Source organism: Cellulomonas sp. ICMP 17802, from assembly GCF_041295535.1.
Taxonomy (GTDB): Bacteria; Actinomycetota; Actinomycetes; order Actinomycetales; family Cellulomonadaceae; genus Cellulomonas.
Genome location: NZ_JBGFQZ010000009.1, coordinates 60,556 through 86,803, shown reverse-complemented (window position 1 = coordinate 86,803; position 26,248 = coordinate 60,556). Strand labels below are relative to the sequence as shown.

The following is a 26,248-nucleotide window of genomic DNA, read 5'->3' as shown; positions in this document are numbered from 1 at the left end:
CGGCGGCCGGGGCGGGGATGATGGCGGCGTGCCCACAGATCCCGCGCCCGGCGCCCCCCTGACCGATGCCGCGCTCGTGGCGGCGCTCCGCGACGACCTGTCCGCCGCCGGGTACGGCGTCGCCGGCGTCGAGGAGGTGCTCGGGGCCGTCGCCGCCGACGCGCTGCACCGCGAGGAGCCGGTACCGGCGCTGCGGGCCACGGCGGCCGCCTCCGAGCACCCGGTCGCGGCCCTGGTGCGGACGTTCCTGCTCGGCTCGACCACGCCCCGGCGGACCCTCGAGCGCGCGCTCCCGACGCTCACCGTCGCGGGGGCGGAGCGGCTCGGCCTGGTCGAGGCCGACGGCGACCAGGTCCGCGCCCGGGTGGACCTGCGCCCGTACACGGCCGTCGACGGCGGCGGCGAGGTCGACTGGTGGATCGCGTCGGACCTCGGGGAGCTGGCCACGGGCTCGGCCCTGCGGACGGACCACGTGCTCGGCGTCGGCGGTGCGTCCACCACGCTGGCGCAGGTCACCGTCCGCGACGAGCGGGACCACGTGCTCGACCTGGGGACCGGGTGCGGGATCCAGGCGCTGCACGCGTCGCGGCACGCGCGGCGGGTGGTCGGCACCGACATCTCGCGACGGGCCCTGGCGTTCGCGCGGTTCAACGCGGCGCTGGCCGGGCTGGACGGCTCCCGGATCGAGCTGCGCGAGGGGTCGATGCTCGAGCCCGTCGCCGCCGAGCGGTTCGACCTCGTCGTCAGCAACCCGCCGTTCGTCATCACGCCGCGCACGCCGGGCATGCCGTCGTACGAGTACCGCGACGGCGGGCGGGCCGGGGACGCGATCGTGCGGGAGCTGGTCGAGGGCGTCGGGTCGGTGCTGGCGCCGGGCGGCGTCGCGCAGCTGCTGGGCAACTGGGAGGTCCGGCGCGGCGAGCAGTGGCACGAGCGGGTGGGCTCGTGGCTCGACGCCAGCGGGCTCGACGGCTGGGTGGTGCAGCGCGAGCTGCAGGACCCCGCGCAGTACGCCGAGACGTGGATCCGCGACGGCGGCACCACGCCCGACCGGGACCGGGCTGCCTGGGCCCTGCGGTACGGGCAGTGGCTCGACGACTTCGCCTCGCGGGACGTTGAGGGGATCGGGTTCGGCATCGTGACCCTGCGCAAGCCCCTCGGGGCGCCGACCCTGCGCCGCCTGGAGGAGGTCACCGGCACCGTGCGGCAGCCGCTGGGGCCGGCGATCGCCGCGTCGCTCGCGGCCCACGACTGGCTCGCGATGGACGACGACGAGCTCGCCGGCCAGCGCCTGGTGGTCGCCCCCGACGTCACCGAGGAGCGGTACCTGACGCCGGGGTCGGCGGACCCGCAGGTGGTGCTGCTGCGCCAGGGCGGCGGCTTCGGGCGCGCGGTCCAGGCCGGCACGGCGCTCGCAGGGTTCGTCGGGGTCTGCGACGGCGAGCTCACGGTCGGCCAGATCGTGAACGCGCTGGGCGCCCTGCTCGAGGTCGGCGCCGACGCGGTCGCCGCCGACGTCCTCCCGTCGGCCCGGGGCCTGGTCCGCGACGGCCTGCTGCTGCCCGCGGACTGACGCTGCCGCACCTGACTCACAGGTGAGCCACAGGCCGGTGCTAAGGCCGGCCCAGCACCCCTCCCTACGTTCGGCCCAGGTCACAGGACCGGGTCGACGTGAGGGAGAACATGCAGCACGTATGGAGGCGGACGACGCCGCTGACGAGGACGATCACCGCGGTGGTCCTGGTGGGCCTCATCGGTGCGGGGGTCTGGTGGTTCGGGATCAGGGACGCGTCGGCGGCGTCGGCCGCACCCGTGACCCGGACGGTCGCCGCGAGCCTGACGACGATGCAGAAGTCGGTGAGCGGCAGCGGCACCCTGACGCCGTCGGTGCAGCAGGACGTGAGCTTCGACGTGAGCGGCACGGTCACCGCCGTCCCCGTGGCGGTCGGGCAGACGGTCACGGCCGGTCAGACGCTCGCCACGGTGGACACCCTGCAGCTCAACGCGGACCTGCTCCAGGCGAAGGCCACGCTGGCCAATGCGCAGGCCAAGCTGTCGGACGCCAGCGGCACCGCGCAGGTCGCCGCCGCGCAGGCGCAGGTCGACGTGGCGCAGTCGGGCGTCGACACCGCCCAGGCGGCGATGGACGGCGCGACGCTGGTCGCCCCCGTCGCGGGCCTGCTCACCGCGGTGAACCTCGAGGTCGGCGACGCGGTCAGCGGCGGGTCGAGCGGGAACGCCCCCACGGGCTCGAGCACCGGCTCGACCAGCACCGCGCAGTTCACCATCGTCGGCACCGACGCGTGGGAGGTCGACGTCACGGTCTCCGACGCCGACGTCGCGCTCATCGAGGTCGGCGACCAGGCGGAGGTCACGCTCGACGGCGCCACGACCCCGGTGTTCGGCACCATCAGCGAGATCGGCCTGCTGTCCACCAGCGACACCGGCGTCGCCGCCTACCCGGTGACCGTCGCGGTCACGGGCGACCAGGAGGGCCTGCACGACGGGGTGTCCGCGGACGTCGAGCTCGTCTACGAGCGCCGCACCGACGTGCTCACGATCCCCAGCCTCGCGGTCACCACGGCGGCCGACGGCACCACGACCGTCAAGCAGGTCGACGCCGACGGCACGACCGTCGCGGTTCCGGTCACCACGGGCGAGACGTCGGGCAACCTCACCGAGATCACCGCGGGCCTGGCCGAGGGCGACGAGGTCGTGCTCGCGACCTTCACGCCGGGCACGGGCGGCACGGGCCGGCAGGGCACGGACCAGCAGGGCACGTTCCCGCAGGGCGGCTTCCAGGGCGTCCCGCCCGACGGCGGCACCGGTCCGGTCCAGCAGCAGGGCGGTTCGACGAATGGCTGAGCTGACGCTGCCGTACTACGACGCGCCACCGCCGCCCACCCACGAGAACGAGCCCGTCATCGACCTGGTCGGCGTCACCAAGACCTACACGTCCGGCAGCATCGAGTTCGAGGCCCTGCGCGGCGTCGACCTGCGGATCGAGCAGGGCGAGTACGTGGCCGTCATGGGGCCGTCGGGCTCCGGCAAGTCGACGCTCATGAACATCCTCGGCTGCCTGGACACGCTGACGCGGGGCACCTACCACCTGGCCGGCGAGGACGTGGGGGAGCTCGACGAGATCGACCTCGCCGACATCCGGAACCGCCAGATCGGGTTCGTGTTCCAGCAGTTCAACCTGCTGCCCTCGCTGCCGGCGTGGCGCAACGTCGAGCTCCCGCTGGTCTACGGGCGGGTGCACGCGGCGGAACGCCGGGAGCGGGCCGCAGCCGCGCTGGAGCGCGTGGGCCTCGGCGACCGTCTGGCCAACCGTCCCGGCGAGCTCTCCGGCGGCCAGCAGCAGCGCGTCGCGGTCGCCCGCGCCCTCGTCGGCGAGCCGGCGCTCCTGCTGGCGGACGAGCCCACCGGCAACCTCGACTCGACCAGCACCCACGACGTGCTCTCGCTCTTCGACGAGCTGCACGCGCAGGGCCGCACGATCGTCCTCATCACGCACGAGGCCGAGGTGGCCGAGCGCGCGGAACGGATCGTCCGCGTCCGCGACGGGCTCATCGTCGGGGGTGCGGCATGACCTGGACCGAGACCCTCCGGACCGCCTGGGCGGCGGTGCACTCGCACGCGATGCGCTCGATCCTCACCGTGCTGGGCATCCTCATCGGCATCGCCGCGGTGATCCTCACGGTCGGGCTCGGGCTCGGCACGCAGAAGGACGTCAGCGAGCAGATCAACCAGCTGGGCAGCAACCTCCTCATCGTCAAGCCGGGCAGCAGCACCAGCACGGCGGGCGTCCGCGGCGGCTTCGGCTCGCGCACCACGCTGACCACGGCGGACGCCGAGGCGCTCGCCTCGCCGGTCGACGCGCCCGACATCGGCAAGGTCGCGGCCGAGAAGACGACGTCGTCCTCGCTCGAGGCGAACGACACCAACTGGACCACCAGCGTCGTCGGCACCAGCACCGACTGGCTCGACGTCCGCGGCCGCACGCTCGCGTCGGGCGCGTTCTTCACGGCTGCCGACGAGGCCTCCCGCGCGGACGTCGTCGTGCTCGGCCCCGAGACCGCGCAGGAGCTCTTCGGCTCGACCCGCGTGGTGGGCCAGACCGTGACCATCGGCGACACCGACCTGCGGGTGGTCGGCGTGCTCGAGGCCGAGGGGGCCAGCGGCGAGAGCGACCTCGACGACCTCGCGGTCATCCCGATGTCGACCGCGGCGGACACGCTGGTGGGCGGCCAGGACCGCAACGCGGTGTCGACGATCTACGTCCAGGCGGCGTCGACCGACCAGCTCAACGCGGCCTACCAGGAGGCCGAGGCCCTGCTGCTCAACCTGCACGGCATCACCGCCGCCGACGGTGCCGACTTCACCATCAACAGCCAGGACGCCCTGGTGTCGACGGCCACGGCGGTCTACAAGACGCTGACCGTGCTGCTCACCGGCATCGCGGCCCTGTCCCTGCTGGTCGGGGGCATCGGCGTCATGAACATCATGCTCGTCTCTGTCACGGAGCGGACCCGCGAGATCGGCCTGCGCAAGGCGCTCGGCGCCCCGCCGTGGGCCATCCGCCGGCAGTTCCTGGTCGAGGCCACGGTGCTCGGCCTGGCCGGCGGCGTGCTCGGTGCGGCGCTCGGCATCGTCGCGGCGCAGGTGCTGCCCGGCCTGCTCGGCAGCTCGGTCGTGGTGTCGGGCGCCGCGGTCGTCGGCTCGGTCGTCGTCGCCATGGGCATCGGCCTGGTGTTCGGCGTCTACCCCGCCACGCGCGCTGCGCGACTGGCCCCCATCGACGCGCTGCGCGCGGAATAGCCCCCTCTAGCAAGGAGACGTCCCATGTCCACCCTGACCACGCGACTGCTTCCCGCGCTCGCCGCGGCCTCGGTCCTCGCCCTCGCCGGCTGCTCCGCCGGCGCCTCCCAGGCCGCCGCGCCCGCCACCTCCGCCGCGCCGCAGCAGCAGGGCGGCGGCGCACAGGCCGGCGGCCCGGGTGGCGGCGGAGCCTCGGGCGAGATCGCGTCCGTCACCGGCACGGTCATGCAGGTCCGGTCCACCGACGCGCAGACCGCGGTGACCTGGACCGACGCGACGACCTTCTCGGCGACGGTCGCCGGCGCGCTGTCCGACGTCACGGTCGGCTCGTGCGTCGTCGCGGTGTCGACGAGCACCTCCACCGACACCTCGGCGCCGCTCGAGGCGACGAGCATCCGGCTCACCGCGGCCGCCGACGACGGCACCTGCTCCGGCGGGTTCGGCGGCGGGGGCCCCGGCGGGGGCCAGCGGCCCGACGGCGCCCCCACGGACATGCCCAGCATGCAGGCGGGGGACCGCCCGTCGGGCGCCCCGACGGACCTGCCGTCGGGCGGTGCCATGTCGTTCGGCGGCGTCGCGGGCGGCAAGGTCACGGCGATCGACGGCAGCACCCTGACCGTCGAGGTCACGGGTCAGGACGACGCGACGACGTCGCGCACGGTCACCGTCACGGACGCGACCACGTACACGAAGTCCGTGACCGCCGACGCCTCGGCGATCGTGGTCGGGCAGTGCGCCAGCGCCCGCGGCGAGGCCGACGACAGCGGCAAGGTGACCGCGACCAGCATCACGATCTCTGCGCCCACCGACGGCGCGTGCTCGACCGGGATCGCCGGACGCGGGTTCCCGGGCGGCCCGGGTGGCGGCCAGGGCGGGACCGGCACCACCGACCAGGGCGGCACCGATGCCTGACCGCGCAGCCCGCCCGTCCGTCGCGCTGCGTCGTCGCGCCCGCCGGCGGCGCGTCGTCGCCCTCGGCGTGGCCGGTGCCGTGGTGCTCGTCGCCGCCGGTGGCGGCGTCGCGCTGGCCGTCGCAGGCCCCGACGGCAGCCGGTACCGCACCGCGAAGGCCGAGCGGTCGAGCGTCGAGCAGATCGTCGACTCCGTGGGCACCATCGCCTCGGCCAGTCGGCGCGACGCGTCGTTCTCGGTCGACGGCACGGTCGCGACCGTGAACGTGTCGGTCGGCCAGGTCGTCGCGGCCGGGGACGTGCTCGCCACCCTCGACACCGGCGCGCTGCAGGACGCGGTCGACACGGCGCAGGCCGACCTCGCCGACGCCCAGAAGCAGCTCAGCGACGACCTGGACTCGCAGACGTCCTCGAGCTCGAGCGCTTCTTCGTCCTCCGCAGCCTCCTCGTCGACGCCGTCCTCGGCGTCGAGCCCGTCGACGTCCTCCACCCCGACGCAGGCCGCCTCCAGCCCCAGCGTCGGCGGCGCGGGTGCGACGGACCCCGCGGTGGCCAGGGCGACGGCCGACGTGCAGAGGGCGCAGCAGGCTCTGCTCGACCAGTACCAGGTGACGGCCGACGCCCTGGCCGCCGGCGGCGCCAGCGTCACGGCCTCGCAGGCGTCGTGCGCGGCGTTCCTCGCGGTGGTCGGCGGCGACGTCACGGGGGACGCGGGTGCCGACGACGGCGCGGCCGACCCCACGCCGACGCCGGACCCGACCGCGACCGAGGACGCCGACCCGGCCACCCCTGCCGCTGACCCCGACACCGACGCGATCCGGCAGGCGCTCGCCGACTGCCAGGCCGCGCTGACCGGGGCGCTCGACGCGCAGACGGCCACCGACGCCGAGCAGCAGGCGCTGATGACGCTGGCCACGGCGCTGGACGACGCAGTGCAGGCGCTGACCAGGGCGATCGCGTCCTCGACGAGCACGAGCACCCCCTCGACGCCGTCGACCTCGACCTCGACCTCGACCCCCTCGCAGTCCTCGACCGCGCCGTCCACGTCGACCTCCACCCCGTCGTCGTCGACCACCGCGTCGTCGTCGACTCCCTCCTCGAGCTCGCCGACGGGCGCGAGCACCGCGACCGTCGCCACCGCGGCGACGATCCTGGCCGACCAGGCGGCGATCGACCTCGCGGAGGCGAACGTGGCGCTGGCGCAGAGCCGGCTCCCGTTCGCCACCCTGACCAGCCCGATCGCCGGCACGGTCGCGGCCGTCTCGCTGGCCGCGGGCGACTCGGTCACGGCCTCGTCGACCACCGCGGTGGTCACGATCCTCGGGCCCGACGGCTACACGGTGACCACCAGCGTCCCGCTGACCAAGATCGACATCGTCACGGTCGGCCAGACGGCCCAGGTGACCACGCCGAGCACCGACGCGACGCTCACCGGCACGGTCAGCAGCGTCGGCGTCCTCGACACGTCGACCACGGCCGACCCGGCGTACACGGTGGAGCTCGCCCTCGACCCGACCGACGCGAAGCTCTACGACGGCGCGTCCGCCCAGGTCCACCTGTCGGTCGCTGGCGCCGACGAGGTGCTCACGGTCCCGACGTCCGCCGTGCACGTCGACGGCACGACGGCCACGGTCCAGGTGCTGACGGACGGCACCCCGACCGACGTCACCGTCACGCGCGGGGCGATCGGCGCCGAGCGGACCGAGATCACCGACGGCCTCTCGGTGGGCGACGAGGTCGTCCTGGCGGACCTCGACCAGGCGATCGACACCGGCACGTCCTCCACCACCACGGGCCTCTCGGGCCTGGGCGGCAGCTCGACCGACACGGGTGGTCCGCCCGCCGGCTTCGTGATGGACGGCAACGGCGGCCCTCCGGCCGGCTTCACGGGCGGCCCGAACGGCGGCTGACCCCCGTGCCGTCCGGGCGGCGCGCCACGAGCCGATCGGTGGTCGGTAGGCTCGCGGCGTCGCCGCTCGGCGGCACGGACGGGAGGACGACGATGACCGACGAGGTCACCGACGGCACGCCGCGGGTCGCGGTGCTGGGCGGCGGTGTCATGGGCGAGACCCTGCTCAGCGCGCTGCTGACCGCGGGCTGGGCGCCCGAGCAGGTCGAGGTCACCGAGAAGCACGTGCCGCGCGCCGACGAGCTCGCCGGTCGCTACGGCGTCCGGACCGGGGCGTCGAACGCCGAGGCCGCCGCCCGGGCCGACGTCGTGCTCCTGGCGGTCAAGCCCAACGTCGTCGCGTCCGTCCTGGACGAGGTCAAGGACGCCCTGCGCGGCGGCGAGCTCGTGGTCAGCGTGGCCGCCGGGGTGCCGATCGCCGCGTACGAGACGCGGCTGAACCGGGGCCAGCCCGTGGTCCGGGTCATGCCGAACACGCCGGCGGTGGTGGGCAAGGGGGCCAGCGCGATCGCCCCCGGCACGCACGCGAGCGAGGGGCACCTGGTGCTCGTCGAGAAGATGCTCGCGGCCACCGGGCTCGTGGTCCGCGTGGAGGAGAAGGACCTGGACGCGGTGACCGCGATCTCCGGGTCCGGGCCGGCGTACGCGTTCTACCTGATCGACGCGATGGCCGAGGCCGGGGTGCTGCTCGGGCTGAGCCGGGACCTCGCGACCAGGCTCGCCGTGGCCACGGTGGAGGGGTCGGCGGCGCTCGCGGCCCAGTCCGGGGACCACCCGGCGGTGCTGCGGGAGCGCGTGTCGTCCCCGGGCGGCACCACGGTCGCGGCGGTGCAGGTGCTCGACGCCCACGGCGTCCGGGCCGGGATCGTCGCCGCGGCGGAGGCGGCCCGCGACCGCTCGCGTGAGCTCGGCAAGCAGTCCTGATGAGCACGCTCGCACGACCTCCGGCGATGAGTGACGTCGCCGCGCTGGCCGGCGTCTCGCACCAGACGGTCTCCCGGGTGCTCAACGGCCACCCGAGCGTGCGGCCGGAGACCCGCGACCGGGTCACCGCGGCCATCGCGCAGCTGGGCTATCGCCGCAACAGCGCGGCCCGCGCCCTGGTCACGCGCCGGTCCGGCACGCTCGGCGTGGTCACGCCCGCCACGGCGCTGTACGGCCCGACGAGCACGCTGGTGGGGCTCGAGGAGGCCGCGCGCGTGGTCGGCCGGTTCGTGTCGGTGGCGACCATCCGGCAGTTCGACGGCGACAGCATGCATACCGCGATCGAGCACTTCCTGGGCCAGGGCGTCGACGGCATCGCGATCATCGCGCCCACCACCGAGGTCGCCCAGGCGATCGCCGCGATCGCGTCGCCCGTGCCGGTGGTGCTCATCTCGTCGGCGTCCGACGTCCCGCCGGTCGCGCACCTGCACGCGGTCGGCGTCGACCAGCGGCACGGGGCCCGCCTGGCCACCCAGCACCTGCTCGACCAGGGCTTCACCGAGGTGGTCCACGTGGCCGGCCCGCAGGACTGGTTCGACGCGCAGGACCGCCTGGCCGGCTGGCGCGAGGTCTCCGGGCCGGGCGCCCCCGAGCACATCGAGGCCGGCTGGGACGCCGCCGACGGCTACGAGCTCGGGCTGCGGATGGTGCGGGAGGGGCTGCCGGCGGCGATCTTCGCCGCGAACGACCAGCTCGCGCTCGGCCTGCTGCACGCCTTCTGGGAGGCCGGCGTCCGCGTGCCGCACGACGTCGCGATCGTCGGGTTCGACGACGAGGTCGGCGCCGCGCACTACACGCCGCCGCTCACCACCGTCCGGCAGGACTTCGGGGCGCTCGGGCGGCTTGCCATCGAGTCGCTGCAGGCCGCCTTCGCCGGCGAGGACGTCGCGCGCCAGCAGATCCCGGCGGAGCTCGTGGTCCGCGCCAGCTCGATCCGGAGCCGCTGAGCCCCGCCCGCGCAGACGCGGCCCTACGCTCGGCTCATGATCGACCTCGCCGAGCTCGCCACGAAGCACCTGGACGCCGCCCGCTCCGACCAGCACGGGCGGTCGGCGGGCATCGTCGCCCACGACGGCGAGCTGCGGCAGACCGTCATCGCCCTGACCGCCGGGTCGAGCCTGGGCGAGCACAACTCGCCGAACGCGGCGACGCTGCAGGTGTGGCAAGGCCGCGTCCGCGTGGAGTCGCCGGAGGGCGACGTCGAGGCTGGCACGGGGCATCTGTGGGTGCTCACGCACGAGCGGCACTCGGTGCACGCGCTCGAGGACAGCGTCTTCCTGCTCACCACTCTCACCGGCGTCGGGCGGTCGTCGCACGGCTGAGGGGGAGTGGCGACGGGACCCGATGTTAGCGCTAACATGTGTCCCGGCCGCCGGTGTCCGCCGCGGTCCTCGACGTAAGAGCGGAGCCGCGTGATGACGGTCGATCCCCCCGGTGCCGACCCCCGGGCAGCCATCGCGGACGGCCGCACGACGCTCGGCATCGAGCTGGGCTCCACCCGCATCAAGGCCGTCCTGATCGGCCCGGACCACGTGCCGCTGGCCAGCGGCAGCCACGACTGGGAGAACCAGTTCGTCGACCGCGTGTGGACCTATGACCTGGACGCCGTCTGGGCCGGGCTGCAGGAGGCCGTCGCCGCGCTGCTGGCCGAGACCGAGCAGCGGTACGGGGTGCGCCCCACGAACCTGCAGGCCATCGGGATCTCCGCGATGATGCACGGCTACCTCGCGTTCGACGACGCCGACGAGCTGCTGGTGCCCTTCCGCACCTGGCGGAACACGACGACCGGGCGCGCGGCGGAGGAGCTGACCGGGCTCTTCGGCCACAACATCCCGCTGCGCTGGTCGATCGCGCACTTCCGCCAGGCGGAGCTCGACGCCGAGCCGCACGTGGCCCGGGTCCGCTTCCTCACCACGCTGGCCGGGTACGTGCACTGGCGGCTGACCGGCCGCAAGGTGCTCGGCGTCGGCGACGCGTCCGGCATGTTCCCCATCGACACGGCCACCCAGACGTACGACGCGGCGATGCTCGCGGCCTACCCCGGGGCGGACGTCGCGGCCCTGCTGCCCGAGATCCTGCTCGCAGGCCAGGACGCCGGCCGGCTGACCGAGGCCGGCGCCGCGCTGCTGGACCCCACGGGCACGCTGCGGCCGGGCATCCCGCTCTGCCCGCCCGAGGGTGACGCCGGCACGGGCATGGTGGCCACCAACTCCGTCGCACCGCGCACCGGCAACGTGAGCGTGGGCACCAGCATCTTCGCGATGGTCGTGCTGGAGAAGCCGCTGACGCAGGTCCACCACGAGCTCGACCTGGTGACCACGCCGTCCGGCGACCTCGTCGCGATGGTGCACTGCAACAACGGCGCCAGCGAGCTCGGGGCGTGGGCGGACCTGTTCGGCCAGTTCGCCACCGCGCTGGGTCAGCCGACCGCCCCGGACGAGGTGTTCGGCGCGCTGCTGCGCGAGGCGCTCGCGGGCGACGCCGACGGCGGCGGGCTGCTGGCGTACAACTACCTGTCGGGCGAGCCGATCACCGGGCTGACCGAGGGGCGTCCGCTGTTCGTGCGGACCCCGGACAGCCGGCTGACCCTGGCCAACTTCATGCGCACGCAGGTGTACAGCGCGTTCGGCACGCTCAGCCTCGGCATGCGCGTGCTCCGCGGCGAGGGCGTCGAGCTGGACGCGATGTACGCGCACGGCGGGCTGTTCCGCACCGCGGGCGTGGCGCAGAGGCTGCTCGCGGCCGCGGTCGGGGCGCCAGTGACCGTCGGCCAGACCGCCGGCGAGGGCGGCGCGTGGGGCATCGCGGTGCTCGCCGCGTACCTCGGCGCGGCCGACGAGCAGGACCTGAGCACGTACCTGACCACCCGCGTGTTCGGCGGCGCCGTCTCGGAGACGGTCGCGCCGGACCAGGACGACGTCCGCGGCTTCGACGCCTACCTCGAGCGCTACAGCGCCGGGCTGGCCGTCGAGCGGGCCGCGGTGGAGGCGCTGTGAGCATCGACGACCAGATCCGGCAGACGCGCGAGGTCGTCGCGACCCTGCACGCCGAGCTGCCCCGCTGGGGACTGGTGGTGTGGACCGCCGGGAACGTGTCGCAGCGTGTCGTCGTCGGCGACGCCCCGGGCCCCGACGACCTGTTCGTCATCAAGCCCTCGGGCGTCACGTACGACGAGCTCACCCCGCAGTCGATGGTCGTCTGCGACCTGGACGGCACCCTCGTCGACGGCACCCGTGCCCCGTCCAGCGACACCGCCGCGCACGCCTACGTGTACCGGCACATGCCGTCGGTCGGTGGCGTCGTGCACACGCACTCGACGTACGCGACCGCCTGGGCCGCGCGCGGCGAGCCGGTCCCGTGCGTGCTGACGATGATGGCCGACGAGTTCGGCGGCGACGTCCCGATCGGCCCGTTCGCGCTCATCGGCGACGACTCGATCGGCCGCGGCATCGTCGAGACCCTGCAGGGCTCCCGCAGCCCCGCCGTCCTCATGCGCAACCACGGGCCGTTCACCATCGGCCGGGACGCGAAGGCCGCGGTCAAGGCCGCCGTCATGGTCGAGGAGGTCGCCCGCACGGTGCACATCGCCCGGCAGCTGGGCGACACGGTCCCGATCGCCCAGGCCGACATCGACTCCCTGTACGCCCGCTATCAGAACGTCTACGGACAGCAGCCCACCCACACCCCGGAGCGCGACTCATGACCAAGCCCTACGCCGACCGCGAGATCTGGTTCCTCACCGGGAGCCAGGGCCTGTACGGCGAGGAGACGCTCCGCCAGGTGGCCACGCAGTCGCAGGAGATCGCGCGCGTCCTGGGCGACACGCTCCCCGCGACGCTCGTCTGGAAGCCGGTGCTCACCGACTCCGACGCGATCCGCCGCGCCGCGCTCGAGGCCAACGCCGACGACAAGGTCATCGGCGTCATCGCGTGGATGCACACGTTCTCGCCGGCCAAGATGTGGATCGCCGGCCTCGACGCCCTGCGCACGCCGCTGCTGCACCTGCACACGCAGGCCAACGTCGAGCTGCCGTGGGACTCCATCGACTTCGACTTCATGAACCTCAACCAGGCCGCGCACGGCGACCGGGAGTTCGGGTACATCGCGACCCGCCTCGGCGCCGCCCGCAAGACGGTCGCGGGGCACGTGTCCAACCCGGCCGTGGTCGCGTCGATCGACACCTGGGTGCGGGCGTGCGCGGGCTGGGCCGCGACGCACGAGCTGAGGCTCGCCCGGTTCGGCGACAACATGCGCAACGTCGCGGTGACCGAGGGCGACAAGACCGAGGCCGAGCTGCGGTTCGGCGTCTCGGTGAACACGTGGGGCGTCAACGACCTGGTGGCGGCGGTGGACGCGGTCGCCGACGCCGACGTCGACGCGCTCGTCGCCGAGTACGAGGTCCTGTACGACGTGGTCCCGGAGCTGCGGAAGGACGGGGACCGGCACGACGCCCTGCGCTACGGCGCGCGGCAGGAGATCGCGCTGCGCACCCTGCTCGAGTCGCTGGGCGCCAAGGCCTTCACGACGAACTTCGAGGACCTGGGCGACCTGCGCCAGCTGCCCGGCCTGGCCGTCCAGCGGCTCATGGCCGACGGCTACGGGTTCGGCGCCGAGGGCGACTGGAAGACCGCCATCCTGGTCCGCGCCGCCAAGGTGATGGGCGAGGGCCTGCCCGGCGGGGCGTCGCTGATGGAGGACTACACCTACGACCTCACGCCCGGCTCGGAGCGGATCCTCGGTGCGCACATGCTCGAGGTGTGCCCGTCGCTGACCACCGCGAAGCCCACGCTCGAGATCCACCCGCTCGGCATCGGCGGCAAGGAGGACCCGGTCCGCCTGGTGTTCTCGGCCGACCCGGGCGTCGGCGTCGTCGTCTCGCTGGCGGACATGCGCGACCGCTTCCGGCTCACCGCCAACGTGGTCGACGTCGTCCCGCCGACCGCCGACCTGCCGCACCTGCCGGTCGCCCGCGCCGTGTGGGAGCCCCGCCCGGACTTCCGCACGTCCGCCGAGGCCTGGCTGACGGCCGGGGGAGCGCACCACACCGTGCTCAGCACGGCCGTGGGCGTCGAGGCGTTCGAGGACTTCGCCGAGATCGCCCGCACCGAGCTGCTCGTGATCGACGAGTCGACCACCCGGCGCGGGTTCCGCGACCAGGTCCGGTGGAACCAGGTCTACTTCCGGCTCGCCCAGGGGTTCTGAACCGTTCCACCGAACGGGTGAGCCCGACCGCGCAGTGATTGCCCCTTGCAACTCGTGTGCCTAACGTGATGACACGCGAGGTGATGGGGGAACCAGATGGGCGTGCAGGGGGTACCGGGGGCGACCTGGGTGCTCCGCGCGCTGCTGGCCTGCGCCGGTGCCGTGCTCGTCGGCGTGCTGACCGCCGTCTGGTCCGCGGCACCGGCGCACGCCGAGGCGCCGTCCCCCGACGACCTGCTGGGCGGCGTGTCGGCGGCGCTCGCCCCGGTCGCCGCGACCGCGCTCGCACCCGTTGTCGACGTCGCGCAGCCGGTGGTCGACCGGGTCGCGGCGCCGGTGGTCGCGCAGGTCGCGGGTCCGCTGGTCGCCCCGGTCGCGCAGGTCACGGACTCGCTGGTGGCGCCGGTCGCGCAGGTAGCGGCACCGCTGCTGGCGCCGGTCGCGCAGGCCGCCGCCCCGGTGGTGGCGCCGGTCGCGCAGGCCGCCGCCCCGGTGGTGGCGCCGGTTGTGGAGGTCGCGGCTCCGCTGGTGGCGCCGGTCGCGCAGATCGCCGCTCCGCTGGTGGCGCCCGTCGCGCAGAACGCGGCCAAGGTCGTCGCTCCGGTCGCGCAGATCCTCACGCCAGTCGTTCAGGCCGTCACCCCGATCGTGGCGGGCGCCTTCCCGGTGCCCGAGCCGGTCGTGGACGACCTTCCGCCCGTCGCCGGCGCGACCGGCTCGCTCCCGCTGTCGGACGAGTCTGCGGGCATCCCGCTGTTCCCGTCCGCGGGCGCGCCCGCATCCCCCGACCACGTGCGTGCTGCCGCTGACGGGACTGGGGTGACGGCCCGGCCTTCGGCCGTGGACCCCGCGGCCGGACCGCTCGCGCGCGTCGCGTCGGCGGCGGAGCCCGATCCCCTCCGCTCCCTGCACCGGCCCCCGCTCCTGCCCCGCGACGGTGTCGGACTACCCACGTCCGGGTCGGCCTCCGCCGGCACCGGACGCGGCGGCGTCGACGGCGACGTGCCGTCCGCCGCAGCACCGCCCGTGCTCCGCGGGCCGTCGACCCGTGCCGGCCCTGGTCCGGCGCCCGTCGCAGCGCCTGCCCCGGAGGTCCTCGACTCCCCGGCGTGAGCGGGCCGCCGCGCCCTGTGCGCGACCAGCCCGCACCGTTCACCTCGCCGTCAAGGAGCTCCGCCATGCACACCCTCGTCCGTCGTACCCTCCAGACCGTGCTCGTCACCGGCGGTCTGGCCGCCACCGCCCTCCAGCTCGCCGGGCCGGCCGCCGCCGTCGCGGTCGCGGTCGTCTCGGTCGCCGCCGTCCCCGTCGCCGTGCGGCAGCCCCGGTGGCCCGCCGGCCGCCGACCCTCCCCGTTGCGCGAGGTGCCGACGCAGCGCAGCGCGCCGCCGGAGTCGTAGGGCGGTTTCCGTACGCTGGTCCCATGTCCGCGACCGGCACCGACGACGCCCCGACGCCGGGGCGTCGCCGCGGCCGCAGGCCGGCGGGGGAGGACACCCGCGGCACCATCCTCGCGGCCGCGCGCGACGAGTTCGCCGAGCGGGGGTTCGACGGCGCGAGCGTGCGGTCCGTGGCGCGTCGGGCCGACGTCGACCCTGCGCTCGTCCGGCACTACTTCCGCGACAAGTCCGAGCTGTTCGCCGCCGGGATGATCCCCGCCGGCGCGGACCCGGCCGCGATCGCCGGCGGGCTCACCGCCGGGGGTGTCGAAGGGCTGGGGGAGCGCCTGCTCGCCGCCGTGCTCGGGGTCTGGGAGGCGGACGGCGGCGTCGCGTTCCGGGTGGCGTTCTCTGGGATGACGTCGGGCGAGGTGTCCGCCGAGGCGCTCATGGGCTACGTGAGCCGGGAGGTGTTCGGGCAGGTGGTCCGGATCCTGCCGCCCCCGGACCAGCAGCTGCGGGTCTCGCTCGTCGCGTCGCAGGTGGCGGGGGTCCTGCTGGCCCGCCACGTGATGCGGCTCGAGCCGTTGGCGTCGATGCCCGTGGACGACGTCGTCGCCGTCGTCGGCCCCGTCCTGCAGCGTTACCTGGCGGGACCCCTCAGCTAGGTCGCCTCGCCACCGCGACCGCCCACGCGACCAGCGGCACCTGCAGCGGCAGCCGCGCCCAGGCGACCGCGGGCCGGCCGGTCCACGAGCGCGCGTCGGGCCGGGACCGGACGGCCATCGTCACGTTGCCGGGGAAGACCCCGACGAGCAGGGCGGCCGACGCCACGCCGCCGATCCGCCGCGTCGCGGGCACGACGAGCGCGGCCGCGCACGCGAGCTCCGCGACGCCGCTGCCCAGCACCCACGGGTCCGGGTCGCCCAGGCTGCGCGGGATCAGCGGGCGGAAGATCCCGGGCCTGCGCAGGTGCAGCGCGCCGGAGGTGCCCAGCAGCGCGGCGAGGGCGATCGCGGGCCCGTGACGCCGGAGGGTGGTGGAGAGCACGCGCCACCGTATCCGGCCGGGCGTGTGGGTGCGGGCCGATACCGTGCGCGGCATGGACACCGTCGACCGCAGTCCCGCCTTCTACGCCGACGTGATCGCGCAGGAGTCCGCCCGGGCGGCGGACGCCCTCGACCGGGTGACGGCGCCCGCGCCGGTGCCGGCCTGCGGGGACTGGGACACGGCCGACCTCGCCTACCACCTGGGCGAGGTGCAGGACTTCTGGTCGCAGATCGTCGGGAACGCCCCCGCTGGTCCCGACGCCGCGACGGACACGGAGCGACGCCCGGACGACGAGCTGGTCGCCTTCCTGCGCACCCGGACCGAGGCCCTGCTCGGCGCCCTGGCCGCGCACGACCCGGCCGAGCCGTGCTGGTCGTGGTCGTCCAACGGCGGCACGGTCGAGTGGGTGTACCGCCGGCAGGCGCACGAGGCCCTGGTGCACCGGGTCGACGCGGAGCAGGCGGCCGGGCTGCCGGTGACCGACCCGGGGATCGGGCTCGCGGCGGACGGGGTCGACGAGATGCTCGGCGTGATGGTCAGCGGGCTGCCGGAGTGGGCCACGTTCGCCCCCGACGGGCAGCGCGTGCGGCTGCACGCCACCGACGCGGGCCGCGAGTGGGTGATGGCGTTCGGCCGGTTCCACGGCACCTCGCCCACCACGGGCAGGACCTACGACGACGAGTGCGCGGAGCTCGTCGGCGGCGCGCCGTGGGAGGGGGAGGACGAGGACGTCACCGCGACCGTCTCGGGCGCCGCGTGGGACCTGGAGCTGTGGCTCTGGGGACGCGGCCCCGCCGATGCCCTGACGCACGAGGGCGACCCCGCCGCCGTCGCGCGGCTGCGCGCCGTGATCGTCGAGTCGACCCAGTAGAGCCCTTGCCTGCGGGCGCCCGGCAGGAGCACAATTCCCCGTATGGGGAATAACGCGATCGAGATCACCGGTCTGCGGGTCGTGCGCGGCGGAACCCCCGTCATCCCGTCGCTGGACCTGACGGTGCCGGTGGGGCAGGTGGTCGGGCTGCTCGGGCCCTCCGGGAGCGGCAAGACGACGCTGATGCGCGCGATCGTCGGCGCGCAGATCGTGGCGGGAGGGACGGTCACGGTGCTCGGGCAGGCGGCGGGCTCCCCACCGTTGCGGCGTCGGATCGGGTACGTCACCCAGTCGCCCAGCGTGTACTCCGACCTCACCGTGACCGAGAACCTGCGGTACGCCGCCGCGATCCTGGGCGTGGACGCCGCGGGGATCCGGCGGGCCCTCACCGACGTCGACCTGGTCGCGCACGCCGGCCAGTCCATCGGCACCCTGTCCGGCGGTGAGCGTTCCCGCGTCTCGCTCGCGATCGCGCTGCTCGGCCGGCCGGACCTGTTGGTGCTCGACGAGCCGACGGTCGGCCTGGACCCCGTCCTGCGGCGCGACCTCTGGGAGCTGTTCCATCGGCTCAGCCGGACGGGCGTCAGCCTGCTGGTGTCCAGCCACGTGATGGACGAGGCCGCGCGCTGCGACCGGCTGATCCTGCTGCGCGGCGGAGCGGTGCTGGCCGACGGCACCCTGGACGAGCTCTTCGCCCGGACGGGCACGAGCGACGCCGAGGCGGCGTTCCTTGCGCTGGTCGACCAGGCGGTCGCTGGTGAGGGAGGAGCGGCAGCATGAGCGCGACCGAACCGAGGACCTCGCGGCACGCCGCCGGGGTGACGCCGGCCGCCCCGACGGAGGTCGGCCGCGAGCGCGTGCGCGGCAGCCTGACCCCCGCCCTGACCGCCGCCACGGCCGAGCGCGTCCTCACCCAGCTGCGGCACGACAAGCGCACGATCGCCCTCGTCGTCCTGCTGCCCTGCGTGCTCATCGGGCTGATCGCGTGGATGTTCAACGGGACGCCCGTGCTCGACCAGTTCGGGCCACTGCTGGTCGGGCTGTTCCCGATGATGGTGATGTTCCTGGTCACCAGCGTCGCGACGCTGCGGGAGCGCACCTCCGGCACGCTCGAGCGGCTGATGACGCTGCCGATCGGCCGCGGCGACGTGGTCGTCGGCTACGCACTGGCGTTCGCGGTGCTGGCGACGGTCCAGGCGCTCGTCATCGTCGGGTTCGCGGTGTGGGTGTGCGGCATGGACGTCGCCGGGCCGATCGGGCTCGTCATCCTGGTGGCCGTGCTCGACGCGGTGCTCGGGTGCGCCCTGGGCCTCGGGGCGTCGGCGCTGGCCAAGACCGAGTTCCAGGCCGTGCAGCTCATGCCCCTGGTCCTCTTCCCGCAGCTCATCACGTGCGGCCTGCTGATGCCTCGCGACGAGATGCCGACCGTCCTCGAGTGGATCTCCCGCGTGCTCCCGCTGACCTACGCGCTCGACGCCATGAAGCAGCTGGCCGCCGGCGCCACATGGCCCGACGTCCGAGGCGACGTCGGGGTGATCGCCCTGTTCATCGCCGGCGCCCTGCTCGTCGGCAGCGCCACCCTCCGCCGCCGCACCCCCTGACCGGCGCCGCCGCCCCAGGCCGGCGGGGGTCCGGGTGCGAGAACGAGGGTTCGGCACGAGAACGAGGGTCCGGACCCTCGTCCTCGTGCCGAACCCACGATTTCGTGCAGGCGAGCGGGCTCGCGCGGGGTCGTGGCGCCGTTGTGGCGCGCGCGCAGCTCAGCGGAACGGGCTGAGCCCGTCGGTTCGCGCGAGATCGTCAGTTCGCGACGAGGTCGTGAGTTGCAACTCACGACGTCGCGGCAAACTCACGACCTCGCGACGCGCGGCAGCGCGTCCACCCGCGGTGATCGCACGCCCGCCGATCGTGCCGCTCTTGTGGCGCCCGTGATCCGTGGGACTCACGAGGTGGCGCAGGCGTCCCTCGAGTCACAGGCCGGGCAGGGTCGGTCATCCCAGGTCTGCACCGTGACCGGAATGCAACCTGGAAACGCGACCATCCGGACGAATGTGAGCGCTAACATCAGGACGAACCACCCGCTGGGCCTCGGTCCGGCGGAGCTCGTGCCCCCGGTGCCCCGGGGTGCACGACGCGGGCCGGTCGGCGTGGACCGGAGCCGCGTGCGAGTGCGTTTCTCGAGGAGGAGAAGCAGATGGTCAGCAAGAAGTTGAGGACCCGGTCGTTCGCCGCCGGCATCGCGGTGCTCGCCCTCGGGCTCGGGGCCTGTGCCGGCAGCAGTGGCTCCGGAGACGGTGCGACCAGCTCGAGCGGCGACGGCGGCGGCGACCTGATCTCGGTCGGCTTCAGCCAGGTCGGCTCCGAGAGCGGCTGGCGCGCCGCCAACACCAAGTCCATCCAGGACACCCTCACGAAGGACGCCGGGTTCGACCTGAGCTTCTCCGACGCCCAGCAGAAGCAGGAGAACCAGATCCAGGCGATCCGGTCCTACATCGCGAAGGGTGTCGACTACATCGCGTTCTCCCCGGTGGTCGAGTCCGGCTGGGACTCGGTCCTCGAGGAGGCCAAGCAGGCGAACATCCCGGTCATCCTCACGGACCGTGCCGTCGACTCCAAGGACACGTCGCTGTACAAGACGTTCATCGGCTCGGACTTCATCGAGGAGGGCAAGCGCGTCGGTGAGTGGGTGTCCGACAACCTCGGCACCGAGCCCATCAACGTCGTCGAGCTGCAGGGCACCACGGGCTCCGCTCCCGCGATCGACCGCAAGGAAGGCTTCGCGGACGCCACCAAGGACAACCCGAACATCAAGATCATCGCGTCCGAGACGGGCAACTTCACGCGCGCCGAGGGCAAGACGGTCATGGAGGGCTTCCTGCAGGCCTACCCCGACATCGACGTGGTGTACGCGCACAACGACGACATGGGCCTGGGCGCCATCGAGGCGATCGAGGCCGCCGGCAAGGTGCCCGGCAAGGACATCAAGATCGTCAGCATCGACGGCGTGAAGGACGGCATGACGGCGCTGTCCGAGGGCAAGATCAGCTACATCGTCGAGTGCAACCCGCTGCTCGGTCCGGACCTCGCCAAGATCATCAAGACGCTGCACGACGGGGGGACCGTCGAGCCGCGCATCGTGACGCACGACGACGCGTTCGACCAGGCGGCGGCCAAGGAGGCGCTGCCGACCCGGCAGTACTGACCCGACCTGCTCCGGCTGCCCGGGGGGACCTCCACGTCCCCCCGGGCAGCACACCCCTGCCGGTACCGTGGGACCGGCGCGGACGAAAGGTCGACGATGACCGAGACAGCTTCCCCAGCCCCGATCGTCGCGATGACGGGGATCTCCATCACGTTCCCGGGCGTCAAGGCGCTCGACGCGGTCGACTTCCGCCTGTTCCCCGGCGAGGTGCACGCCCTGATGGGCGAGAACGGCGCCGGCAAGTCGACCCTCATCAAGGCCCTCACCGGGGTGTACAGCATCGACGCCGGGCGCATCGTCGTGGACGGCGAGGAGCGCACGTTCGCGGGCCCGGCGCAGGCGCAGGCGGCCGGCATCAGCACCGTGTACCAAGAGATCAACCTCTGCGACAACCTGTCGGTGGCCGAGAACATCATGCTGGGCCACGAGGTGCGCCGGGCCGGCGTCGTCGACTGGCGGAGCACGCGCGCCGCGGCCCGCGAGCACCTGCGGACCATGAACCTCGACATCGACCCGAAGTCGTCGCTGTCGTCCCACTCGCTCGCGGTGCAGCAGCTGGTGGCCATCTCGCGCGCGATGGTGGTCGACGCCCGCGTGCTGATCCTCGACGAGCCGACGTCCAGCCTGGACGCCGAGGAGGTCGCGCGGCTGTTCGACGTCGTCCGCGGCCTGCGCGACCGCGGCGTCGCGATCCTGTTCGTGTCGCACTTCCTCGACCAGGTGTACGCCATCAGCGACCGCATGACGGTGCTGCGCAACGGCGCCTTGGTGGGCGAGTACCGCACGGCTGAGCTGCCCCGCGTCGAGCTGGTGCAGAAGATGATCGGGCGCGCGCTCGAGGTGCTCGAGCAGCTCGAGGAGGCGCCCAAGCGCTCCGTCGCCGAGCGCGCCGACACGACGCCGTACCTGCAGGCGATCGGCCTCGGGCGCAAGGGCACCATCGAACCGTTCGACCTCGACGTCTACTCCGGCGAGGTCGTCGGACTGGCCGGGCTGCTGGGCTCCGGGCGGACCGAGCTGGCACGCCTCCTGTACGGCGCCGACCGCGCCGACAAGGGCGAGATCCAGATCGAGGGCAGGCCGACGAAGATGCGGACGCCACGCTCGGCGCTGTCCCGCGGGATCGTCTACTCCTCCGAGAGCCGCAAGACCGAGGGCATCGTCGGCGACCTGACCGTCCGCGAGAACATCACGCTCGGCCTGCAGGCGGAGCGTGGCTGGCTGCGCCGGGTGTCGAGGCGCAAGTCCGACGAGGTGGTCGCACGGTACGTCGAGGCGCTGGGCATCCGCCCGGCCAACCCGGACGCGATCGCCGGCAACCTGTCCGGCGGCAACCAGCAGAAGGTGCTGCTCGCGCGGTGGCTGGCCACCCAGCCGAAGCTCCTGCTGCTCGACGAGCCCACCCGCGGCATCGACGTCGGTGCCAAGGCCGAGATCCAGCGGCTGGTGGCCGACCTCGCCGCGCAGGGGATGGCGGTCGTGTTCATCTCCGCCGAGCTGGAGGAGGTGCTGCGCCTCTCGCACCGCATCGCCGTCCTGCGCGACCGCCGGCTGGTCGCGCAGATCGTCAACTCCGACGACGTCACCACGGACGACGTCGTGCACCTGATCGCGAGCGGAGGGCAGGACGAGTGAGCACCATCGGCTCCATCACGCGCCACCGGCTGTTGTGGCCGATCGTCGCGCTCGCGCTGCTGCTGCTCGCGTGCGTGCTCAAGGCGCACACGTTCCTCGACATCACGGTGCGCGACGGCCACCTGTACGGCGGGCCCATCGACATCGTGCGGCGCTCGAGCGTGCTGCTTCTGGTGGCCCTCGGCATGACGCTGGTCATCGCCACGCGCGGCATCGACCTGTCGGTCGGCGCCGTCATGGCGATCGCCGGGGCCATCGCGCTCACGCAGATCGCCGCGTCGCCGGACCCGGGGTCGGTGGCCACCGTGCTGAGCGCCATGGGCGTGGCCGTCCTGGTCTGCCTGGTGATCGGCGTGTGGAACGGGTTCCTCATCGCCGTGGTCGGCATCCAACCGATCATCGCGACCCTGATCCTCATGACGGCCGGGCGCGGCATCGCGATGCTCATCACCGGCGGCCAGATCACCACCGTCACCAGCGCGCCGTACAAGACGATCGCGACGGGCTACTGGCTCGGGCTGCCCGTCGCCGCGCTCATCGCCGGGTTCTTCTTCGCCGCCACGGCCCTGATGACCCGGCGCACCGCGCTCGGCGTGCTGATCGAGGCCGTCGGCATCAACCCGTCGGCCTCGCGCCTGGCGGGGGTGCGGTCCCGGACGATCATCTGGACCGTCTACATCCTGTGCGCCTTCTTCGCCTGCATCGCCGGGTTCATCAAGAGCTCGGACATCATGGCGGCCGACGCCAACAACGCGGGCCTGTTCATCGAGTTGGACGCCATCCTCGCCGTGGTCATCGGTGGGACCTCGCTGGCCGGCGGGAAGTTCTCGCTCGCCGGCACGCTGGTCGGCACGCTCGTCATCACGACCCTGACGTTCTCGGTCACCATCCTCGGCGTCCCCGCCAACGCGGTCTCGCTGTTCAAGGCGCTCGTCGTCATCGCGGTCTGCCTGCTCCAGTCGCCGGTGGTCCGCAACAGGATGCGGTCGCGACGACCGACCGCCGCACCGGTCCCCGCGGAGGTGGCTGCCTGATGGCGACCGACCAGATCACCACCACCCCGCTGCCGGCGGACGAGCCGACACCCCTGCGCGCGCGGGTCCGCCGGTTCCGCATCGACGAGCGCTACCTGCCGGTGCTCGGCGCCGTCGTCGTCCTCGTCATCATGCTGGCCGTCGGCGGCTCGCTGTACGAGAACTTCCTCACCGGCCGCGTCATGGCCAACGTGCTCATCAACAACTCGTTCCTGGTGGTGCTCGCGGTCGGCATGACGTTCGTCATCCTCACCGGGGGCATCGACCTCTCCGTCGGCGCGGTCGTCGCCCTGTCCAGCTGCATCGCGGCCTGGATGTTCACGCACGGCTTCGGCGCCGCGGTGGCCATCCCGACCGTGATCCTGGTGGGCACCACGATCGGGCTCGTGGTCGGCGTGATGGTCCACGTGTTCGAGATCCAACCCTTCATCGCGACCCTGGCCGCGATGTTCCTGGCCCGCGGCCTGTGCTACTTGGTGGCCCCGGAGTCGATCCCGATCACGGACCCGACCATCGTGGCGCTGGCCCGCACGCGCTGGGGCACCGAGGACGGCCTGGTCATCACGCCCAGCGGGGTCATCGCCCTGGCCGTGGTGCTCGTCGCGTTCGTCACGCTGCACTACACGCGCTTCGGCCGGACGGTCTACGCGATCGGCGGCGGCGAGCAGTCCGCCAAGCTCATGGGCCTGCCGGTCGCGCGCACCAAGGTGCTGGTCTACGTCATCAGCGGCACGTGCGCGGGCCTCGGCGGCCTGCTGTTCGCCATCTTCTCGCGGTCCGGGTACTCGCTGACCGGCGTCGGCATGGAGCTGGACGCCATCGCCGCGGTGGTCATCGGCGGCACCCTGCTCACCGGCGGCAGCGGCTTCGTCCTCGGGTCGGTGCTCGGCGTGCTGGTGCTGGGCCTGATCCAGACGATCATCACGTTCCAGGGCACCCTGAGCTCGTGGTGGACCAAGATCTTCATCGGCGCGCTGCTGCTGATCTTCGTGGTCCTCCAGCGGCTCCTGGTGATCAGGCGCCGCTGACGACCGGTCGGCGAGGCCCGACCGACGGCCGGGCGGCGACGAGGTCGTGAGTTTCCGACGAGATCGTGAGTTGCTCCTCACGATCTCGTCGCGAACTCACGACCTCGCGATGGTCCAACGCTACGGCCGGGCCGCGAAGCGCTCCAGCAGGTCCGCGTGGCCCGACACGATGATCAGGTCGTTGCCCGACAGGCGGGTCTCGGGCGTCGCGTAGACGAACTCGATCCCGGGGCTCTTCACGCCGATGACCGTCACGCCGTACCGCTCGCGGACCTTGGACTGCGCGAGCGTGAACCCCTGCGTCTCCTTGGGCGGGCGCATCTTGACGATGGTGAACCCGTCCTCGACCTCGATGTAGTCGAGCAGCTTGCCAGACACCAGGTGCGCCACGCGGGCGCCGGCGTCGGCCTCGGGCAGCACCACGTGGTGGGCGCCGATCCGCTGCAGGATGCGCGCGTGCTCGTTGCTGACAGCCTTGGCCCAGATCTGCGGCACGCCGATGTCGACCAGGTTGCCGGTGATCAGCACGGACGCCTCGAGGTAGGAGCCGACGCCGACCACGGCGACGGGGAACTCCCGCGCGCCCAGCTGCTCGAGGGCCTCGGGGTTGGCCGCGTCCGCCTCGACCAGCGCGATCCGCCCGGCCCACTGGGCCACCAGCTCGGGGTTGCGCTCGACGGCCAGCACGTCCTGCCCGAGCCGGTCGAGGGTCGCCGCGATGGACGACCCGAACCGGCCGAGCCCGATGACGAGCACGCCCGCGTCCTTCTTGGGCGTGCGTGGTGCGTTCTGCGTCCCCTTGATCGGGTCGCCAAACTTCTCAGCCAATGATCGGCCTCTCTTCCGGTAGCCGGATCACCCGACGACGGTTGCGCAGCGCGAGCGCGGCCGCAAGCGTCATCGTGCCGGTCCGGCCGATGAACATGAGCACGGTGAGCACGTATTTCGCCTTGGCCGGCAGGTCCGGCGTGATGCCGGTGGACAGGCCGCAGGTGGCGAACGCCGAGATGACCTCGAACAGCACCTTGTCGAGCGTGAGGCCCGTCATCGCCAGGAGCAGCAGCGACGATACGAGCACGAGGGTGGCCGAGACGAGCGAGACGGCGATCGCGACCTGCAGCGCCTCGCGCGGGACCCGGCGGCCGAACGCCTCGACGTCCTTGTCGCCGCGCCCCTCCGCCAGGATGGCGAGCAGCATGACGGCCAGCGTCGTCACCTTGATGCCGCCCGCGGTCGACGCCGAGCCGCCACCGACGAACATGAGCGCGTCCATCAGCAGCCACGTGCTCTCGTGCATGTTGCCGACGTCGACCGTGGAGAAGCCGCCCGAGCGGGGCATGACGCCCGCGAAGAGCGAGGCCAGCGCCGTCGCGCTGGGGCCCAGCGGCTTGAAGGTCCCCGGGTTGGTCCACTCGAACGTGGCCACGAGGATCGACCCGGCGATCACCAGGGCGACGCTGGTGGTGACCGTGAGCTTGGAGTGCAGGCTCCATCGGCGGGGCTCGCGCAGGTTGCGGGCGACGTTGAGGATGACGGGGAATCCCAGCGACCCGATGAAGACGCCGATGATGATCGGCATCAGCACCCACCAGTCGGACACGAAGGGCGCGAGGCCGTACGAGGTCGGCACGAAGCCCGCGTTGTTGAACGCCGACACCGCGTAGAAGATCGAGTGCCACGCCGCCTCGCCCAGGTTCTCGTCGAACATCAGGAACCGCGGGAAGAGCACGAGCGCGATCACGAGCTCGAGCGACACGGACGTGATGATCACGGTCCGGACCAGCGACCCGACCTCGCCCAGCCGCGTCTCCTTGGTCTCCGACGAGACGAGCAGCCGCTGCGTGAGCCCGATGCGGCGGGACACCGCCATGCCGAGCAGCGACGCGAGCGTCATGACGCCCAGGCCGCCGATCTGGATGGCGATCAGGATGACGACGAGCCCCCAGGCCGACCAGTACTCGCCGGTGGGCACGACCACGAGCCCGGTGACCGTGCTGGCGGACGCCGCGGTGAAGAGGGCGTCGACGAACGGCGCGCGCTGCCCGCTCGCCGTGGCCCACGGGGCCGACAGGCCCAGGGTGACCAGGCCGATCACGAGGGCGAAGACGCCGAGCGCGAGCCGTGCGGGGGACTGCCGTGCGGAGCGGTCGACGTACTCCCGCACCCGCCAGGTCACGCCCGGGCCGCCTCGCGCCATCGCACCTCCTCGACCGGCCGGCGCC

Annotated in this window: 25 protein-coding genes; 22 read left to right on the top strand and 3 right to left on the bottom strand. The window is 73.4% G+C overall.

All coding sequences use genetic code 11. The annotated features are described in order from the left end of the window. Window positions 1-28: 28 nt before the first annotated feature. The 15 genes from AB5970_RS09885 (at window position 29) to AB5970_RS09815 (ending at window position 15,874) form a co-directional block, all read left to right on the top strand. The gene (locus tag AB5970_RS09885; protein WP_370503762.1) at window positions 29-1,573 is read left to right on the top strand and encodes a DUF7059 domain-containing protein; all 1,545 of its coding nucleotides are present in this window, start codon (window positions 29-31) and stop codon (window positions 1,571-1,573) included. A gap of 98 nt (window positions 1,574-1,671) precedes the next feature. Further along, window positions 1,672-2,865, top strand: coding sequence for an efflux RND transporter periplasmic adaptor subunit (locus AB5970_RS09880; protein ID WP_370503761.1), 1,194 nt, complete (start codon window positions 1,672-1,674; stop codon window positions 2,863-2,865). After that, window positions 2,858-3,592 carry an ABC transporter ATP-binding protein gene (locus tag AB5970_RS09875; protein WP_370503760.1) on the top strand — a complete coding sequence of 245 codons (735 nt, stop codon included), beginning with the start codon at window positions 2,858-2,860 and terminating at the stop codon, window positions 3,590-3,592. The genes AB5970_RS09880 and AB5970_RS09875 overlap by 8 nt, the downstream gene beginning before the upstream one ends. Beyond that, entirely contained in the window at window positions 3,589-4,821 is a 1,233-nt protein-coding gene (locus AB5970_RS09870) for an ABC transporter permease (protein WP_370503759.1), read from the top strand. Before AB5970_RS09875 ends, AB5970_RS09870 begins: the two co-directional genes overlap by 4 nt. 24 nt (window positions 4,822-4,845) lie before the next feature. Continuing rightward, window positions 4,846-5,733: a hypothetical protein gene (locus AB5970_RS09865; RefSeq protein ID WP_370503758.1), complete on the top strand. Its 888-nt coding sequence runs from the start codon at window positions 4,846-4,848 to the stop codon at window positions 5,731-5,733. Next, window positions 5,726-7,642, top strand: coding sequence for a biotin/lipoyl-binding protein (locus AB5970_RS09860; RefSeq protein ID WP_370503757.1), 1,917 nt, complete (start codon window positions 5,726-5,728; stop codon window positions 7,640-7,642). Before AB5970_RS09865 ends, AB5970_RS09860 begins: the two co-directional genes overlap by 8 nt. Window positions 7,643-7,734: 92 nt before the next feature. After that, on the top strand, window positions 7,735-8,565 hold the full coding sequence (gene proC / locus AB5970_RS09855; protein WP_370503756.1) for a pyrroline-5-carboxylate reductase: 831 nt from the start codon (window positions 7,735-7,737) through the stop codon (window positions 8,563-8,565). Beyond that, window positions 8,565-9,572 carry a LacI family DNA-binding transcriptional regulator gene (locus tag AB5970_RS09850; RefSeq protein WP_370503755.1) on the top strand — a complete coding sequence of 336 codons (1,008 nt, stop codon included), beginning with the start codon at window positions 8,565-8,567 and terminating at the stop codon, window positions 9,570-9,572. The genes proC and AB5970_RS09850 overlap by 1 nt, the downstream gene beginning before the upstream one ends. Window positions 9,573-9,608: 36 nt before the next feature. Next, window positions 9,609-9,947, top strand: a complete 339-nt coding sequence (locus tag AB5970_RS09845) for a cupin (RefSeq protein WP_370503754.1) — start codon at window positions 9,609-9,611, stop codon at window positions 9,945-9,947. 93 nt (window positions 9,948-10,040) lie between these two features. Further along, complete coding sequence (locus tag AB5970_RS09840) at window positions 10,041-11,621, top strand: xylulokinase (RefSeq protein ID WP_370503753.1); 1,581 nt, start codon at window positions 10,041-10,043, stop codon at window positions 11,619-11,621. Then, a complete protein-coding gene (locus tag AB5970_RS09835) occupies window positions 11,618-12,328 on the top strand; it encodes an L-ribulose-5-phosphate 4-epimerase (RefSeq protein WP_370503752.1) in 711 nt (236 codons plus the stop codon). Before AB5970_RS09840 ends, AB5970_RS09835 begins: the two co-directional genes overlap by 4 nt. Continuing rightward, entirely contained in the window at window positions 12,325-13,827 is a 1,503-nt protein-coding gene (gene araA / locus AB5970_RS09830) for an L-arabinose isomerase (protein WP_370503751.1), read from the top strand. Before AB5970_RS09835 ends, araA begins: the two co-directional genes overlap by 4 nt. Window positions 13,828-13,929: 102 nt before the next feature. After that, entirely contained in the window at window positions 13,930-14,940 is a 1,011-nt protein-coding gene (locus AB5970_RS09825) for a hypothetical protein (protein ID WP_370503750.1), read from the top strand. 65 nt (window positions 14,941-15,005) lie between these two features. Then, window positions 15,006-15,227, top strand: a complete 222-nt coding sequence (locus AB5970_RS09820; RefSeq protein WP_370503749.1) for a hypothetical protein — start codon at window positions 15,006-15,008, stop codon at window positions 15,225-15,227. Between the two features lie 23 nt (window positions 15,228-15,250). Continuing rightward, the gene (locus AB5970_RS09815) at window positions 15,251-15,874 is read left to right on the top strand and encodes a TetR family transcriptional regulator (protein WP_370503748.1); all 624 of its coding nucleotides are present in this window, start codon (window positions 15,251-15,253) and stop codon (window positions 15,872-15,874) included. Here the strand turns inward: AB5970_RS09815 and AB5970_RS09810 are convergent. Continuing rightward, window positions 15,867-16,256 carry a DoxX family protein gene (locus AB5970_RS09810; protein ID WP_370503747.1) on the bottom strand — a complete coding sequence of 130 codons (390 nt, stop codon included), beginning with the start codon at window positions 16,254-16,256 and terminating at the stop codon, window positions 15,867-15,869. The genes AB5970_RS09815 and AB5970_RS09810 overlap by 8 nt on opposite strands. A gap of 52 nt (window positions 16,257-16,308) precedes the next feature. On the opposite strand from AB5970_RS09810, the gene AB5970_RS09805 reads away from it, so the two are divergent. The 7 genes from AB5970_RS09805 (at window position 16,309) to yjfF (ending at window position 24,026) form a co-directional block, all read left to right on the top strand. After that, complete coding sequence (locus AB5970_RS09805) at window positions 16,309-17,127, top strand: maleylpyruvate isomerase family mycothiol-dependent enzyme (RefSeq protein ID WP_370503746.1); 819 nt, start codon at window positions 16,309-16,311, stop codon at window positions 17,125-17,127. Between the two features lie 42 nt (window positions 17,128-17,169). Then, the gene (locus AB5970_RS09800) at window positions 17,170-17,907 is read left to right on the top strand and encodes an ABC transporter ATP-binding protein (RefSeq protein ID WP_370503745.1); all 738 of its coding nucleotides are present in this window, start codon (window positions 17,170-17,172) and stop codon (window positions 17,905-17,907) included. Between the two features lie 89 nt (window positions 17,908-17,996). Continuing rightward, a complete protein-coding gene (locus tag AB5970_RS09795) occupies window positions 17,997-18,728 on the top strand; it encodes an ABC transporter permease (protein WP_370503794.1) in 732 nt (243 codons plus the stop codon). A 593-nt stretch (window positions 18,729-19,321) separates the two neighbouring features. After that, window positions 19,322-20,329 carry an ABC transporter substrate-binding protein gene (locus tag AB5970_RS09790; protein WP_370503744.1) on the top strand — a complete coding sequence of 336 codons (1,008 nt, stop codon included), beginning with the start codon at window positions 19,322-19,324 and terminating at the stop codon, window positions 20,327-20,329. A 96-nt stretch (window positions 20,330-20,425) separates the two neighbouring features. Then, window positions 20,426-21,964: a sugar ABC transporter ATP-binding protein gene (locus AB5970_RS09785; RefSeq protein WP_370503743.1), complete on the top strand. Its 1,539-nt coding sequence runs from the start codon at window positions 20,426-20,428 to the stop codon at window positions 21,962-21,964. Window positions 21,965-21,969: 5 nt separating this feature from the next. Further along, a complete protein-coding gene (locus tag AB5970_RS09780; RefSeq protein WP_370503793.1) occupies window positions 21,970-22,998 on the top strand; it encodes an ABC transporter permease in 1,029 nt (342 codons plus the stop codon). Continuing rightward, window positions 22,998-24,026 carry a galactofuranose ABC transporter, permease protein YjfF gene (gene yjfF / locus AB5970_RS09775; RefSeq protein WP_370503742.1) on the top strand — a complete coding sequence of 343 codons (1,029 nt, stop codon included), beginning with the start codon at window positions 22,998-23,000 and terminating at the stop codon, window positions 24,024-24,026. Before AB5970_RS09780 ends, yjfF begins: the two co-directional genes overlap by 1 nt. Before the next feature lie 120 nt (window positions 24,027-24,146). Here yjfF and AB5970_RS09770 read toward each other — a convergent pair whose 3' ends face one another. Together AB5970_RS09770 and AB5970_RS09765 are read right to left on the bottom strand one after the other, a co-directional pair. After that, window positions 24,147-24,854 (bottom strand): potassium channel family protein, encoded by a 708-nt coding sequence (locus AB5970_RS09770; RefSeq protein ID WP_370503741.1) that lies wholly within the window; start codon window positions 24,852-24,854, stop codon window positions 24,147-24,149. Further along, on the bottom strand, window positions 24,847-26,223 hold the full coding sequence (locus tag AB5970_RS09765; RefSeq protein ID WP_370503740.1) for a TrkH family potassium uptake protein: 1,377 nt from the start codon (window positions 26,221-26,223) through the stop codon (window positions 24,847-24,849). The genes AB5970_RS09770 and AB5970_RS09765 overlap by 8 nt, the downstream gene beginning before the upstream one ends. Window positions 26,224-26,248: the final 25 nt, after the last annotated feature.

Coding starts and splice junctions, on each gene's coding strand:
- AB5970_RS09875 (WP_370503760.1), top strand. CDS start 2,858: ATGGCTGAGCTGACGCTGCCGTACTACGACGCGCCACCGCCGCCCACC.
- AB5970_RS09870 (WP_370503759.1), top strand. CDS start 3,589: ATGACCTGGACCGAGACCCTCCGGACCGCCTGGGCGGCGGTGCACTCG.
- AB5970_RS09865 (WP_370503758.1), top strand. CDS start 4,846: ATGTCCACCCTGACCACGCGACTGCTTCCCGCGCTCGCCGCGGCCTCG.
- AB5970_RS09860 (WP_370503757.1), top strand. CDS start 5,726: ATGCCTGACCGCGCAGCCCGCCCGTCCGTCGCGCTGCGTCGTCGCGCC.
- proC (WP_370503756.1), top strand. CDS start 7,735: ATGACCGACGAGGTCACCGACGGCACGCCGCGGGTCGCGGTGCTGGGC.
- AB5970_RS09850 (WP_370503755.1), top strand. CDS start 8,565: ATGAGCACGCTCGCACGACCTCCGGCGATGAGTGACGTCGCCGCGCTG.
- AB5970_RS09845 (WP_370503754.1), top strand. CDS start 9,609: ATGATCGACCTCGCCGAGCTCGCCACGAAGCACCTGGACGCCGCCCGC.
- AB5970_RS09840 (WP_370503753.1), top strand. CDS start 10,041: ATGACGGTCGATCCCCCCGGTGCCGACCCCCGGGCAGCCATCGCGGAC.
- araA (WP_370503751.1), top strand. CDS start 12,325: ATGACCAAGCCCTACGCCGACCGCGAGATCTGGTTCCTCACCGGGAGC.
- AB5970_RS09820 (WP_370503749.1), top strand. CDS start 15,006: ATGCACACCCTCGTCCGTCGTACCCTCCAGACCGTGCTCGTCACCGGC.
- AB5970_RS09815 (WP_370503748.1), top strand. CDS start 15,251: ATGTCCGCGACCGGCACCGACGACGCCCCGACGCCGGGGCGTCGCCGC.
- AB5970_RS09805 (WP_370503746.1), top strand. CDS start 16,309: ATGGACACCGTCGACCGCAGTCCCGCCTTCTACGCCGACGTGATCGCG.
- AB5970_RS09800 (WP_370503745.1), top strand. CDS start 17,170: ATGGGGAATAACGCGATCGAGATCACCGGTCTGCGGGTCGTGCGCGGC.
- AB5970_RS09790 (WP_370503744.1), top strand. CDS start 19,322: ATGGTCAGCAAGAAGTTGAGGACCCGGTCGTTCGCCGCCGGCATCGCG.
- AB5970_RS09785 (WP_370503743.1), top strand. CDS start 20,426: ATGACCGAGACAGCTTCCCCAGCCCCGATCGTCGCGATGACGGGGATC.
- yjfF (WP_370503742.1), top strand. CDS start 22,998: ATGGCGACCGACCAGATCACCACCACCCCGCTGCCGGCGGACGAGCCG.
- AB5970_RS09765 (WP_370503740.1), bottom strand. CDS start 26,223: ATGGCGCGAGGCGGCCCGGGCGTGACCTGGCGGGTGCGGGAGTACGTC.